Here is a 13,913-nt window from a genome sequence, read left to right as displayed (position 1 = left end):
TGACCCCCACGAGCCCCGTCAGCCCGGAAGGCCCCATGACTCCCATGAGCCCTGTGAGCCGTCAGCCCGTGGACGTGCTGATCCGGCGCGTCGATCCGGACGTACCGCTTCCGTCGTATGCGCATCCCGGGGACGCGGGAGCCGATCTGCGCACCACCGAGGCGTGCCGACTGGCGCCGGGCGAGCGGGCCGTGCTGCCCACGGGAGTGTCTGTCGCGCTGCCGGAGGGGTACGCGGCCTTCGTGCACCCTCGGTCCGGCCTGGCCGCCCGCTGCGGCGTCGCCCTGGTGAATGCCCCGGGGACGGTTGATGCCGGGTACCGTGGGGAGATCAAGGTGATCGTGGTGAATCTCGACCCGCGCGAGGCCGTGCGGTTCGAGCGCTTCGACCGGATTGCCCAACTGGTCGTCCAGCAGGTCGAGAGGGTTCGCTTCCAGGAGGTGGCGGAGCTTCCCGACTCCGCGCGGGCCGAGGGGGGCTTCGGGTCCACCGGAGGACACGCCGCGGTGGACGGGACGAGCGGCACAAGCGGTCAGGCCGCCATGGGCGGTCAGGCGGGTGGGAATCGATACGCTTCGGTCGTATCCGACCGGGAAGGACAGTGACGTGTTCGGACGTCGCAAGAAGAGGGATGCCGCCGAGGACGCGGCCGGCGAGGCCGAGCAGGTCGTCGACGGTGTCGACAGTGAGGCGGGCGGCGAGGGCGAGCGCCTGAGGCTCGAGCCGGCGCCGCGGCCAGACGGGCCCTGGGACAGCTCCGAGGTCCGCGACCCGGGCGAGGGCCGGGTCGACCTGGGCGGTCTGTTCGTGCCGGGCGTCGACGGCATGGAGCTGCGGGTCGAGGTGGCGGGTGACGCGATCGTGGCGGCGACGGTCGTGCTGCGGGACAGCGCCATCCAGCTGCAGGGCTTCGCCGCGCCCAAGCGTGAGGGCATCTGGGGCGAGGTGCGCGAGGAGATCGGCTCGGGCATCACCCAGCAGGGCGGCATCGTCGACGAGGTCGAGGGGCCGCTGGGCTGGGAGCTGCGGGCCCAGGTGCCTGTGCAGCTGCCGGACGGCACCGGCGGCTTCCAGGTCGTGCGTTTCGTCGGTGTGGACGGCCCCCGGTGGTTCCTGCGCGGGGTCATCTCGGGCCAGGGTGCGGTGCAGCCGCAGGCCGCCGGGCTGCTCGAGCAGATCTTCCGGGACACGGTCGTCGTCCGCGGTGAGGGCCCGATGGCGCCTCGCGACCCGATCGTCCTGAAGCTGCCCAACGACGCCGAGATGGTCCCCGAGGGCGTCCAGCAGGAGGAGGGCTCCCGTTTCGCAGGCGGAATGGGCCAGCTCCAGCGCGGACCGGAGATCACCGAGGTTCGCTGAGCGTCGTAGAGACACCAGGGCCGCATCCCCCAGGGGTGCGGCCCTTTCTCATGCGCGGAGCCTTGACGGGTCATTGGTCTGTACCTACCGTCTCCGTTCCAATGCGTCTGTTCATAAAGGCGCTTCACGTTCACATGAGAGAACGGAAGGCTCCCACCTATGCGCAGAACCGCACTCTCAGCAGCCTCGGCCGCCCTCGTCGCCGGTGCCCTCGCCTGGCCCGCCGACGCCGCTCCCAGCGCCTTCGTCCACCCCGGAGTCACCGTCTCCAAGGGGCAGTTGGACTTCACCCGCGCCAAGGTCGACGCCGGTGCCCAGCCCTGGAAGGGCGCCTTCGACCAGATGATGGCCGGCAAGTACGCCGACCTGAACCGCACGCCCAGACCCCGGGCGGTCGTCGAGTGCGGTTCGTACTCCAACCCCAACCACGGCTGCACCGACGAACGCGAGGACGCGATCGCCGCCTACACCCAGGCCCTCGCCTGGTACGTCACCCGCGACGAACGGCACGCGCGCAAGGCGATCGAGCTGATGGACGCCTGGTCCGCCGTGATCCGGGACCACACCAACAGCAACGCGCCCCTGCAGGCGGGCTGGGCCGGCTCTTCCTGGCCCAAGGCCGCCGAGATCATCAAGTACACGTACACCGGCACCTGGGCCGGCTCCGGCCGCTTCGCCACCATGCTCCGCAACGTGTACCTGCCCGAGGTGATCAACGGCTCGAACTCCAACGGCAACTGGGAGCTGTCGATGATGGAGGCCGCCGTCGGCATCTCCGTCTTCCTGGAGGACAAGGCGTCGTACGACAAGGCCATGGCGAAGTTCCGCACGCGCACGGCCGCCTACGTCTACCTGGCCTCCGACGGCGATCTGCCGAGGACCGTGCCGAGCCAGAACCTCAACACCCGGGAGAAGATCGTCAGGTACTGGCAGGGCCAGTCGACCTTCGTCGACGGGCTCAGCCAGGAGACCTGCCGGGACTTCACGCATACCGGGTACGGCCTCTCGGCCATCTCGCACGTCGCCGAGACCAGCAGGATCCAGGGGCAGGACCTCTACGGCACGGACGTGGGCGAGCGGCTGCGGCACGGGCTCGGCTTCCACGCGAAGTACCAGCTGGGTGCCGCCACCCCGAGCTGGCTGTGTGGCGGCTCCCTGAAGCCCGGGCTCGGGCCGGTCCCCGAGGTCGGCCACAACGCCCTGGCCAACCGTCTCGGACACGCCATGACCAACACCGAGACGCTGACTCTGCGCGGCCGCCCCGCCGGCAGCAACAACCTCTTCGTCGCCTGGGAGACCCTCACCCACGGAGACAACCCCGCGTGAGGCCCTGATCGGCCGGGCACGTCAGAGTTCCGTCAAAGGCGGTCCCGCTGCCGTGCCCGGCACCCGTATGTCGTAATCGTTGGTCGGCATGTCGCCGAGGCGCTGCGGCGGCGGATGGCGCACGGCACCTTTTCCGCCCCTGCAACCGGACCGCCCCTGCGTGAGCCGGTGCTGCTGTGCGTGGCCGACCAACTGTCTGTGGGGGTGCACATGGCGCAGGCTGGGGCGGAAGCTGGTCCTCACCCCGGGGCTACGTGGCTTTCAGCAGGCCCCGGTAGGCTCTAGATATGAGTGCTGTCCCTCGTTCGCAGAAGCCGGCGGGCCGGTTCCGGCGCATGCTCGACCGGCTCTCCTCGTCACAGGAGGACCTGGAGTCCGAGGAGCTGCGCGAGGACACCGAAACCACGGGCTGTATCCGGATCGGAGACTGCCAGGACCGGCAGATAGCGACGGTTACTGGTACCTTGCGCACGGTCACCCTGCGACCGCGCGCCGGAGTCCCGGCCCTGGAGGCCGAGCTGTTCGACGGTTCCGCGGCGCTGGACGTGGTGTGGCTCGGCAGGCGCTCGATCGTGGGCATAGAGCCGGGGCGCAAGCTGATCGCATCGGGCCGGATCTCGATGAGCCGGGGCCGCCGGGTGCTGTTCAATCCCAAGTACGAACTGAGACCCCTCGGACGGGAGTAGCCGGTGACGTCGCTCGACAAGCCGACCGAAGAGACATCTGCGGACGACGCCCGGGCGGTGACCGAGGCCGCCCTGTTCGAAGCGTTCGGCGGCGTGCGGGGAATGGTCGAGACGGTGCTGCCCGGCCTGCTGTTCGTCACCATCTACACGATCAACAAGGACCTGCACCTGTCGGCGATCGCGGCGCTGGCCGTGTCGCTGGTGCTGGTCGTGGTCCGGCTGGTGATGAAGGACACCGTCAAGCACGCCTTCAGCGGAGTCTTCGGCGTGGCCTTCGGTGTCGTCTTCGCGATGATGACCGGCAACGCCAAGGACTTCTACCTGCCCGGCATGCTCTACACGCTGGGTCTGGGACTCGCCTACATCATCACCACCCTGTGCGGTGTCCCGCTGATCGGGCTCATCCTCGGCCCGGTCTTCAAGGAGAACCTCTCCTGGCGCACGCGCAACCCCGGCCGCAAGAAGGCGTACGCGAAGGCCAGTTACGCGTGGGGTGCGATCCTGCTCGCCAAGTGCGCGATCCTCTTCCCGCTGTACTTGTGGGCCGACACCACACAGCTGGGCTGGGTCCTGGTCGCCCTGAAGATCCCGCCGTTCCTGCTCGCCGTATGGCTGACGTGGGTCTTCCTGGCGAAGGCACCCGCGCCGATCGACGTGTTCGCGGAGATGGAGGCGGAGGAGAAGGCCGCGGAGGAGAGGGAACGGGAGGCTGCTGCTCGGTCCGCCGAGCAGTGACCGGCGTTCGTGCTGGGATTACTGAGGGCTCCGCCCCGGGCCCCCGGGACCTGTGCCCACCCGCCGCCTGATGCGGTCGGCCGAGAAGTGAAGCAAGAGGGAGGGGCGTCCTGGGTTTCCAGAACGCCCCTCCCTCTTGCTCCCCGCAGGGCCCCGCTCAGCTCGCCGCGCTGTCCCGGCGTACCGACAGCAGGTCCTCCAGTTGCTCCTCACGGGCCTGTGCGGCCACGAAGAGGAGTTCGTCGCCCGCCTCCAGGGAGTCCTCCCGGGAGGGCGTCAGGACGCGGGTGCCGCGGATGATCGTGACCAGGGACGTGTCCTCGGGCCACTCGACGTCGCCGACCTGCGTGCCGGCCAGGGCCGACTCCTCCGGCAGGGTCAGCTCGACCAGGTTGGCGTCGCCGTGGCTGAAGCGGAGCAGGCGGACCAGGTCTCCCACGCTCACCGCCTCCTCGACCAGGGCCGACATCAGACGCGGCGTGGAGACGGCGACGTCCACGCCCCAGGACTCGTTGAACAGCCACTCGTTCTTCGGGTTGTTCACCCGGGCGACCACCCGCGGAACGCCGTACTCCGTCTTGGCGAGGAGGGAGACGACCAGGTTCACCTTGTCGTCGCCGGTCGCGGCGATGACGACGTTGCAGCGCTGGAGCGCCGCCTCGTCCAGGGACGTGATCTCGCAGGCGTCGGCCAGCAGCCACTCGGCCTGCGGGACGCGTTCGACCGAGATGGCGGTCGGCGCCTTGTCGATCAGCAGGACCTCGTGGCCGTTCTCCAGCAGTTCGCCCGCGATCGAGCGACCGACCGCGCCGGCTCCGGCAATGGCGACCCTCATCAGTGACCGCCCTCCTCTTCGGGACCCTTGGCGAACGCCGCCTCGACCGTGTCGACCTCGTCGGTGCGCATCATCACGTGCACGAGGTCGCCCTCCTGCAACACCGTCTGCGAGGTGGGCAGGACCGCCTCGCCGAGCCGGGTCAGGAACGCCACGCGCACACCCGTCTCCTCCTGGATCCGGCTGATCTTGTGGCCGACCCAGGCGGTGGAGGTGTGCACCTCGGCGAGCTGGACGCCGCCGGTGGGGTCGCGCCACAGCGGCTCGGCGCCCGAGGGGAGCAGGCGGCGCAGCATCTGGTCGGCCGTCCAGCGGACGGTCGCGACGGTGGGGATGCCCAGGCGCTGGTAGACCTCGGCGCGGCGGGGGTCGTAGATGCGGGCGGCGACGTTCTCGATGCCGAACATCTCGCGGGCCACGCGCGCGGCGATGATGTTGGAGTTGTCGCCGCTGGAGACGGCGGCGAAGGCGCCGGCCTCCTCGATGCCCGCCTCGCGCAGGGTGTCCTGGTCGAATCCGACCCCGGTGACCCGGCGGCCGCCGAAGGAGGAACCCAGGCGGCGGAAGGCGGTGGGGTCCTGGTCGACCACGGCGACCGTGTGGCCCTGTTGCTCCAGGTTCTGGGCCAGGGCGGAGCCGACCCGTCCGCAACCCATGATCACAATATGCATCGCGTCACACCGTGCTTCCTACGGGCCCTCTGACCATCAACATTGTCCTGCTCATGTCTCTCTTTCGGCTCGCCAGGCACCACGTCGCGGCCTGAGTGCGGGCCGCCAGGCAACATCATGCCGGTGGAATCACGCCATGATGCCTTCCGGGGCCGGTGCCGCGTGCGACTGCCCGACTCCAACGTATCGGCAAAGTCGAGGGGGTTGCCGAGGGCCCTGCCGGCCTCGGTGAGGGAGGAAGCCGAGATGAGCACCGAGATCGACGTTCTCGTCCTGGGCGGCGCGGGCGTGGACACGATCGTGCATGTGCCCGAGCTGCCCGTGCCGTTCGCCGACAGCCACATGATCCGCCCCGGGATCGTGACGCGCGCGGGCCAGAGCGGTGACTTCGTCGCGCTGGCCGCGAGCGCGCTGGGGCTGCGCACGCACCACGTCGACATGCTGGGCGACGACCCCGAGGGCGACCTGGTCCGCGCCCTGCACCGCGACCGCGGCATCGCGCTCACCGCCGTCCCCCAGCCGCTCGGCACCAAGCGCGCGGTCAACCTCGTCGGCCCCGACGGCAGACGGCTGTCCCTGTACGACGCCACCCGCTCGGCGGAGACTGACCGGCTGCCCGAGGCCACGCTGCGGGAGCTGGCCGCGGCCAGCCGGCACGCTCATGTCGTCATCACCCAGCCGTGCGCCCACGCGCTGCCGGTCCTCCGCGAAGCGGGCATCACGATCTCCACCGACCTGCACGACTGGGACGGGTCCAACCCCTACCACGAGCCCTTCGCCCACCAGGCCGACCTGGTCTTCCTGTCCAGCACGGCACTGGCCGACCCGGAGCGGACCATGCGGCGGATCACCGAGCGGGGCCGGGCCCGGGCCGTCGTCGCCACCGCCGGGGCGGACGGGGCGTACCTGCTGACCGACGGCGAGCTGACCCACGTACCCGCCGCCACGCCCCCGGCACCGGTCGTCGACTCCAACGGCGCGGGCGACGCCTTCGCCGCCGCGTTCCTGCACGCCTGGCTGAACGGCGCCCCGCCCCACCTCTGCGCCCTGCACGGCGCGGTGGCCGGGGCGTACGCCTGCACGGTCCCGTCGACCCGGACGGACAGCATCGGGCGGGAGGAGCTGTGCGCCGGGGTGGCGGAACTGGAGCGGGACCGGGGCAGCAGCGGGGAGTGCGACGGAAGCCGGTGATGGGCTCCTGCGTGGCTACGGCTCGTGTATCTATCGCGTCCCCGGCGACACGTCCTTGCGGCGGCCGATGCTCCGCACACTCGCCGCGGTGAGGATTCCGAGGACGAACAGTGTGGCCGCGGCGCCGATCAGTTCTGCGGTCGGGTGCATGGGACCTCCGGGGGCGGCAACGGCTGGGAGACGGACGGGGCTTAGTCATATAGGCATGGGAGCCGGGTGACCTGCGGAATCCGCAGCCGCAGGGTCCCCTGAATTCACTCGGAGAGCAGACGGAACGCCGATGGGGGGTGGCGGGTGGGCGAGCCGGCAATCGAACGCTTACGATCCTCTGTTGTGTCCAAACTGACCGACGTGCCCAAACGGATCCTGATCGGGCGCGCACTGCGCAGTGACCGGCTCGGGGAAACGCTCCTGCCGAAGCGCATCGCACTACCCGTCTTCGCCTCCGACCCGCTGTCCTCCGTCGCGTACGCGCCCGGCGAGGTGCTGCTCGTCCTGTCGATCGCGGGTGTGACGGCCTACCACTTCAGTCCGTGGATCGCGGTCGCGGTCGTCGTACTGATGTTCACCGTGGTGGCCTCGTACCGGCAGAACGTGCACGCCTACCCCAGCGGCGGCGGCGACTACGAGGTGGCGAACACCAACCTCGGCCCCAAGGCGGGCCTGACGGTCGCGAGCGCGCTGCTCGTCGACTACGTCCTCACCGTCGCGGTGTCGATCTCCTCCGGCATCGAGAACCTGGGCTCCGCGATCCCGTTCGTGGTCGAACACAAGGTGCTCTGCGCGATCGGCGTGATCGTGCTGCTGACCCTGATGAACCTGCGTGGAGTGAAGGAGTCGGGCTCGCTGTTCGCGATCCCGACGTACGTCTTCGTCGCGGGCGTCTTCACCATGATCGCCTGGGGCGCCTTCCGCGGACTGGTCCTGGACGACACCATGCGGGCACCCACGGCGGACTACGTCATCAAGCCCGAGCACCAGGGCCTGGCCGGCTTCGCCCTGGTCTTCCTGCTGCTGCGCGCCTTCTCCTCCGGCTGCGCCGCCCTCACCGGCGTCGAGGCGATCTCCAACGGTGTCCCGGCCTTCCGCAAGCCCAAGTCGAAGAACGCCGCGACCACCCTCGCGATGATGGGCCTGCTCGCCGTCACCATGTTCTGCGGCATCATCGCCCTGGCCGCCGCGACCGACGTCCGCATGGCGGAGAACCCGGCCAGAGACCTCTTCCACAACGGCGTCCCGCTCGGCGGGGACTACGTGCAGAACCCGGTGATCTCCCAGGTCGCCGAGGCCGTCTTCGGTAAGGGCAGCCTCCTGTTCATCGTGCTGGCCGCGGCCACCGCGCTGGTGCTGTTCCTCGCCGCGAACACCGCCTACAACGGCTTCCCGCTGCTCGGCTCGATCCTCGCCCAGGACCGCTACCTGCCGCGCCAGCTGCACACGCGCGGCGACCGCCTCGCCTTCTCCAACGGAATCGTGCTCCTCGCGGGCGCCGCCGCATTGCTGGTGGGGATCTACGGTGCCGACTCCACCCGCCTGATCCAGCTGTACATCGTCGGCGTGTTCGTGTCCTTCACGCTCAGCCAGACCGGCATGGTCCGGCACTGGAACCGCCACCTGGCCACCGAGCAGGACCAGGCGAAGCGCCGCCACATGATCCGCTCGCGTGCCATCAACGCCTTCGGCGCCTTCTTCACCGGCCTCGTGCTGGTGGTCGTCCTCGTCACCAAGTTCACGCACGGCGCGTGGGTCGCCCTGCTCGGCATGGTGATCTTCTACGCGACGATGACGGCCATCCGTAAGCACTACGACCGGGTCGCCGAGGAGATCGCCGCCCCCGAGGGACCGAGCGACGACAGCGTACGGCCGTCCCGCATCCACTCCGTCGTCCTGATCTCCAAGATCCACCGCCCGACGCTGCGCGCCCTGGCCTACGCCAAGCTGATGCGCTCGGACAGCCTGGAGGCCCTGAGCGTCAACGTCGACCCGGCGGAGACCAAGGCGCTGCGCGACGAGTGGGAGCGGCGTGGCATCGACGTACCGCTGAAGGTCCTGGACTCGCCCTACCGCGAGATCACGCGGCCGATCATCGAGTACGTCAAGGGACTGCGCAAGGAGTCGCCGCGTGATGCGGTGTCCGTGATCATCCCCGAGTACGTCGTCGGCCACTGGTACGAGCATCTGCTGCACAACCAGAGCGCCCTGCGGTTGAAGGGCCGACTGCTGTTCACGCCGGGGATCATGGTGACCTCGGTGCCGTACCAGCTCCAGTCCTCCGAGGCGGCCAAGCGGCGGGCCCGCAGGCAGCAGGAGTGGAACGCGCCCGGGTCGGTGCGGCGCGGTCCGGCGCAGGAACGGGCGAAGGACTCATCGGAGCCGAAGGGCGGAGTCCGCCCTGTGTGAAACGGGCGTGAATCGGCCGGACGGCACCCACGTAGACTGGTGGGCTGTTGTCCGGCCGTTTTTCCTTCGGCCGTTTCCCCTCACGTTTTTGGAGTCACCCCACCATGCAGGCAGAACCGAGGAAGTCGCTGGTGGGGGAGGAGTACGAGGTCGAGATCGGCCCCGTCGCCCACGGCGGCCACTGCATCGCCCGCACGTCAGAGGGTCAGGTGCTGTTCGTCCGACACGCGCTGCCCGGTGAGCGGGTGGTGGCGCGCGTGACGGAGGGCGAGGAGGGCGCCCGGTTCCTGCGCGCGGACGCGGTGAAGGTGCTGGACGCCTCCAAGGACCGGATCGACGTCCCCTGCCCGTTCGCCGGCCCCGGCCGCTGCGGCGGCTGCGACTGGCAGCACGCCAAGCCGGGCGCCCAGCGGCGCCTGAAGGCCGACGTCATCGCCGAGCAGCTCCAGCACCTGGCCGGGCTCACGCCCGAGGAGGCCGGCTGGGACGGCACGGTGGTGCCCGCCGAGGGCGACAAGGTTCCCGCGGGCCAGGTCCCGTCCTGGCGCACCCGCGTCCAGTACGCCGTCACGGCCGACGGCCGCGCGGGCCTGCGCCGGCACCGCTCCCACGAGGTGGAGCCGATCGACCACTGCATGATCGCCGCGGAGGGGGTCAGCGAGCTGGGCATCGAGAAGCGGGTCTGGACCGGCATGGACTCCGTCGAGGCGATCGCGGCGACGGGTTCGCAGGACCGCCAGGTGATCCTCACGCCGAAGCCGGGCGCGCGCCTCCCGCTGGTCGAACTCGACCGACCGGTGTCGGTGCTGCGCGTCGACGAGCGCTCCGGCGGCGTCCACCGCGTCCACGGCCGCCCCTTCGTCCGCGAGCGCGCGGACGGCCGGACCCACCGCGTCGGCAACGGCGGCTTCTGGCAGGTCCACCCGCAGGCGGCGGACACCCTGGTGACGGCCGTCATGCAGGGCCTCCTGCCCCGCAAGGGGGACATGGCCCTCGACCTCTACTGCGGTGTCGGCCTCTTCGCGGGCGCACTCGCCGACCGGGTCGGCGAGCAGGGCGCGGTCCTCGGCATCGAGTCCGGCAAGCGCGCGGTGGAGGACGCCCGCCACAACCTCGCCGAGTTCGATCGGGTCCGCATCGAGCAGGGCAAGGTCGAGTCGGTGCTGCCGCGCACGGGCATCACGGAGGTCGACCTGATCGTCCTCGACCCGCCCCGCGCCGGTGCGGGCCGCAAGACGGTCGAGCACCTGTCGTCCCTCGGGGCCCGGCGGATCGCGTATGTCGCTTGTGATCCGGCTGCGTTGGCGCGGGATCTGGGGTACTTCCGGGACGGGGGGTATCGGGTGCGGATTTTGCGGGCGTTTGATTTGTTTCCGATGACCTCGCACGTGGAGTGTGTGGCTATTCTTGAGCCCGCGGCAAAGGGCTCCTGACCTGCTGTTGGCGGGGCAGCCCTTCCTTCTCTCGGCCTGGACGCTGGTCGGCCGTCTCGACGCTCGTCCTGACAGGCCGTCACTGGAATGCGGCGGTGGCCGTGCCGACTGCTGTGGACGATGTCGTCGTGTAAGTAGCTGGTGTCTTTTCGACCGTCACCACTCAAGATCGAAAAGGCATCAGCTACTCAGCACTCTGTCCGGCTGCGGTATCCGGCCTGGGCTCAGGTCATCGGGGTATTGGCCAGGACCCGGCGGAGAATGCCCCAGGAGAGGTCGGACTCGGTAGCGAAGGGGCGGCGCTCTTTGTTCTTCTCATCGATGTAGTTGAAGGTGTCACGGTTGTAGCTGTCGCCGTCGTCGTCGTGGACGGCGGTCTGCTCCGGGTTGAGGTAGACGTGGAAGCTGGCGCCGAATTCGGCGCTGGAGTTCATGTAGCCAGGGCCGGTGACACCGCCGCCGCCGTCCATCGGGCAGTACACCCGGTGCACGGCGTAATTGTCCTTGGAGAGCCAGGCACACTGGCCGGGGGTGAGGGTGAGCAGGCCGAGCTTGCGGGCGTCCCACTTGAGGTGTTCGTAGACCATGACGTCGAGCTGGCCGGCGAGGCAGAAGACGATGCCGGTGGTGTGGCCGTGGGAGTGGATGGGCGAGTAGTGCTGCGCCGGCCAGATCTCCAGGACCACGGGCGAGCCGATGTCACCCTTCGGGTGGTCGTCGGGGTGCAGGTGGCCGTGTTCGCTGGCCAGGTCGTCGTACTCGCCCCGGCCGGAGCAGGCAACGCGAATGTAGGGCGGATGGGTGTCGTCCTTGTTGTATTTCTCCACCAGGATCTGGCGCAGCAGGCCCACCTTGTCCCCGGGTTCTGCGGCGGGAGCGAGCTGTTTGCGCATCGCTTCGACCTCCCATGCGGACAGGCGCAGGTCCTCGGCCTTACGCGCAAGGTCCATGACGGCCGGCGGGATCATCAGCTGGCGGGCGTACTCGTCGAAGGAGGTGGCCTGTCCGATCACCAGCGACGGTACGGCCTCGGCGCCCTTGAGGCGCAACTGTCGTTCCTCTTCCTTGGTGATGTGGAAGGGATGCTTTGCCCGGCCGTACTCCGGGCGGTCTGCGTTGGTCTGGGTGGCGGTCAGGCTCATGAGATGACTCCTTCGCGTTTCTGGGGGACGTGGCGCTGGACGCGCCACGTCAGCTGGGGTGAGTCGACTTTCAAGGGGTCAGCGCATCGGCATGGCTGCACGTTGCGACGGGGTTCAATCAACCGGCCCGCGCGTTCGGGGAGTCTGTCTCACCTGCGAATGAGGCAGTGCCGGCCCGGAACTCCCGAGCGGTGGGCGGTCCACAGCCGGTGAACGTCTCCAACGACCGTCCGAACGTGCGGAGCCGTTGCGGCGCTGGCGCGGGTGATGGCGGTCGGCCGCCATGGCGCTATGGCGGGGGTGATCGTTGCAGGTCTGCCGGGGGGGGTGACGCCTGGCATCGGTCCGTGACTGAAGCAGTTGCTCAGTGCGGACGTGATCAGCGGCTGGGCAGGCGCGTGGCCTTGAGGCCGTCGAGGGGGTACTCCTGGGGCAGGTGAGCCGGGTCGCCCGGGACGGTGATCTGTACGGTGATCGGCCGGGACGTGCCCGCGGCAAGGAACTGGTCGTTCTCGGATTCCAGGTAGGCCTTGCCGTCCTGGGCGATGACGTCCACGCCGGATGCTTCCGCTTTCGCGCCCTTTACCGTAGGCAGGTCGAAGGAGATCCGGAACCTCTTGACGTCCTCGGCCTTGCCGCTGTCTTTGCTGACGGCGGTGAGTGTGAGTTCGAAGCTGTATACCCTGCCCCGGGGTTCGCTGTTCTCCCATGTCCGGTTGAACTTCTTGGACACGGCGATCTCGTCGTAGCTGGGCGGGACCGGCAGGGGGGTGATGAGTCCGGCGCCGTTCATGATTTCAAGGGCGCCGACAGGCACCCTTCCCTGTCCGATGCGCTGGGAGCGGTCGGGGATCGTGGCCTTGGCCAAGTCGAGGTGGTTGACGTGGCCCGCGGAGTCGACCGCGTAGAAGTTGCCGTCCTGGTCGAAGAAGGTGGCCGCGTACGACTTGCGCGAGCCTGCCGCGGCGCTGGCTTCCGCGGGCGGGAAGACCTCCTTCTTGAGGACGGTCTTCATGGGCTGCCGGCTCGGATCGACGAGCAGCAGGTCGCCGTTGTCGCCCTCCACCGAGATCAGCCGCCCGTCCTTGGGGTGGTAGGCAAAGTCGTCCCACCGGCCGCCTCCCGGTGCGTTCCGAGGCATGGCCTTCCTGGCCGCCACATCGATGGCATAGCTGTGTACGTCGGGATTGCTGACGACGAAGAGGATCTTCCCGTCGGGATCCATGTCACCGTCGAACCAGGGTCCGCTCGGCAGCCCGTCGATGACCTGGTCCTTCAGGGTGCCGGCCGCCACGTCGATGGTGATGAGCTTGTTGTGGCTCACTGCCAGCAACAGGGGTTCCTTGTCGTCGCCGCGGTACTGCGCACCCATGGCGGTGTAGCCGGGCTCGTAGGGCGGGACGTTGTCGACGAGGCGGGTATCCCCGTCGATGGGGTCGAAGCGGTAGATCCGGGTGTTGGTCCTGCCGACGGCGAGATACACCTTGCGGTGAGCCATGATCCGGGCGTCCTTCCACGAGATTGAGGGACGACTCATGATCTGCGCACGCTCACCTGCGTTGCAAGCACTCTCTGTGTTCGTTCGAACACTATGAGCCACTGGTGCCGGTGCGTGGTTACGAGGAGATCGCCACCGGATCAGAACTCCGAGCGCAGCCCCTCGACGCTCCGGGCGCTGGGCTCCATGCGGCCACCGGTCGGACCGCACGAGCGACACCGAGTTCACAGCCTCCGCGGCCGTGATGGTCACCGGCCTCGCCTTGGGCACCGCGGCGCCGGTTGCGTCGAAGGGACACACAAATGCTGACAGGGCGCGGCGGCCTCGACCGGCATGGCCACTTAGAGGTCCTAACAAAGGCGTTGGACGTGGCGGTGGGTGATGAGGCAGGTGGCGAGGCCGAGGAAGGCTTCGTGGATGTCGTCGCGTCTCTCCCAGCGGATCCGCAGGCGGCGGAAGCCGTGCAGCCAGGAGATCGTCCGCTCGACGACCCAGCGGAAGATGCCCAGGCCCGAGCCGTGCGGCTGCCCGCGTTCGGCGACCACGGGCCGGATACCGCGTTTCCACAGCAGCCGCCGGTACTTGTCGTGGCCGTAGCCGCGGTCAGCGAAGAGCATGTCCGGCCGTCTGCGTGGCC

The 13,913-nt window shown here is 69.2% G+C and carries 13 protein-coding genes; 8 read left to right on the top strand and 5 right to left on the bottom strand.

The features are described from left to right. Positions 1 to 44: 44 nt before the first annotated feature. The 5 genes from dut to ACZ6TU_RS34565 all read left to right on the top strand — a co-directional run bounded on the left by dut (position 45) and on the right by ACZ6TU_RS34565 (position 4,106). Positions 45 to 605: a dUTP diphosphatase gene (dut, locus tag ACZ6TU_RS34585; RefSeq protein ID WP_467680935.1), complete on the top strand. Its 561-nt coding sequence runs from the start codon at positions 45 to 47 to the stop codon at positions 603 to 605. Between the two features lies 1 nt (position 606). Beyond that, positions 607 to 1,359: a DUF3710 domain-containing protein gene (locus ACZ6TU_RS34580; RefSeq protein ID WP_467680933.1), complete on the top strand. Its 753-nt coding sequence runs from the start codon at positions 607 to 609 to the stop codon at positions 1,357 to 1,359. A gap of 159 nt (positions 1,360 to 1,518) precedes the next feature. Continuing rightward, positions 1,519 to 2,685 (top strand): alginate lyase family protein, encoded by a 1,167-nt coding sequence (locus ACZ6TU_RS34575; RefSeq protein ID WP_469552834.1) that lies wholly within the window; start codon positions 1,519 to 1,521, stop codon positions 2,683 to 2,685. Between the two features lie 287 nt (positions 2,686 to 2,972). Next, positions 2,973 to 3,371 (top strand): OB-fold nucleic acid binding domain-containing protein, encoded by a 399-nt coding sequence (locus ACZ6TU_RS34570; protein ID WP_467680929.1) that lies wholly within the window; start codon positions 2,973 to 2,975, stop codon positions 3,369 to 3,371. 3 nt (positions 3,372 to 3,374) lie between these two features. Next, positions 3,375 to 4,106 (top strand): DUF3159 domain-containing protein, encoded by a 732-nt coding sequence (locus ACZ6TU_RS34565; protein WP_467680927.1) that lies wholly within the window; start codon positions 3,375 to 3,377, stop codon positions 4,104 to 4,106. A 157-nt stretch (positions 4,107 to 4,263) separates the two neighbouring features. Here ACZ6TU_RS34565 and ACZ6TU_RS34560 read toward each other — a convergent pair whose 3' ends face one another. Both ACZ6TU_RS34560 and ACZ6TU_RS34555 read right to left on the bottom strand, forming a co-directional pair. Next, positions 4,264 to 4,941, bottom strand: coding sequence for a potassium channel family protein (locus ACZ6TU_RS34560; RefSeq protein WP_010035052.1), 678 nt, complete (start codon positions 4,939 to 4,941; stop codon positions 4,264 to 4,266). Beyond that, positions 4,941 to 5,612, bottom strand: a complete 672-nt coding sequence (locus tag ACZ6TU_RS34555; RefSeq protein ID WP_003993522.1) for a potassium channel family protein — start codon at positions 5,610 to 5,612, stop codon at positions 4,941 to 4,943. Before ACZ6TU_RS34555 ends, ACZ6TU_RS34560 begins: the two co-directional genes overlap by 1 nt. A gap of 246 nt (positions 5,613 to 5,858) precedes the next feature. On the opposite strand from ACZ6TU_RS34555, the gene ACZ6TU_RS34550 reads away from it, so the two are divergent. The 3 genes from ACZ6TU_RS34550 (at position 5,859) to ACZ6TU_RS34540 (ending at position 10,636) form a co-directional block, all read left to right on the top strand. Next, positions 5,859 to 6,803 (top strand): adenosine kinase, encoded by a 945-nt coding sequence (locus tag ACZ6TU_RS34550; protein ID WP_469552831.1) that lies wholly within the window; start codon positions 5,859 to 5,861, stop codon positions 6,801 to 6,803. 333 nt (positions 6,804 to 7,136) lie between these two features. Beyond that, positions 7,137 to 9,203, top strand: a complete 2,067-nt coding sequence (locus ACZ6TU_RS34545; RefSeq protein ID WP_467680923.1) for an APC family permease — start codon at positions 7,137 to 7,139, stop codon at positions 9,201 to 9,203. Between the two features lie 104 nt (positions 9,204 to 9,307). Continuing rightward, positions 9,308 to 10,636 (top strand): class I SAM-dependent RNA methyltransferase, encoded by a 1,329-nt coding sequence (locus tag ACZ6TU_RS34540; RefSeq protein WP_467680921.1) that lies wholly within the window; start codon positions 9,308 to 9,310, stop codon positions 10,634 to 10,636. A 224-nt stretch (positions 10,637 to 10,860) separates the two neighbouring features. Here the strand turns inward: ACZ6TU_RS34540 and ACZ6TU_RS34535 are convergent, their stop codons facing one another. The 3 genes from ACZ6TU_RS34535 to ACZ6TU_RS34525 form a co-directional block, all read right to left on the bottom strand. Further along, the gene (locus tag ACZ6TU_RS34535) at positions 10,861 to 11,778 is read right to left on the bottom strand and encodes a cupin domain-containing protein (protein WP_467680919.1); all 918 of its coding nucleotides are present in this window, start codon (positions 11,776 to 11,778) and stop codon (positions 10,861 to 10,863) included. Positions 11,779 to 12,157: 379 nt separating this feature from the next. Then, on the bottom strand, positions 12,158 to 13,276 hold the full coding sequence (locus tag ACZ6TU_RS34530) for a YncE family protein (RefSeq protein ID WP_467680917.1): 1,119 nt from the start codon (positions 13,274 to 13,276) through the stop codon (positions 12,158 to 12,160). A gap of 350 nt (positions 13,277 to 13,626) precedes the next feature. Next, the coding region (locus ACZ6TU_RS34525; RefSeq protein ID WP_469552827.1) for a transposase at positions 13,627 to 13,913 on the bottom strand (287 nt) is incomplete at its 5' end.

Source organism: Streptomyces sp. NPDC052064, from assembly GCF_055585925.1.
This window is presented reverse-complemented; position numbering and strand designations above follow the sequence as displayed.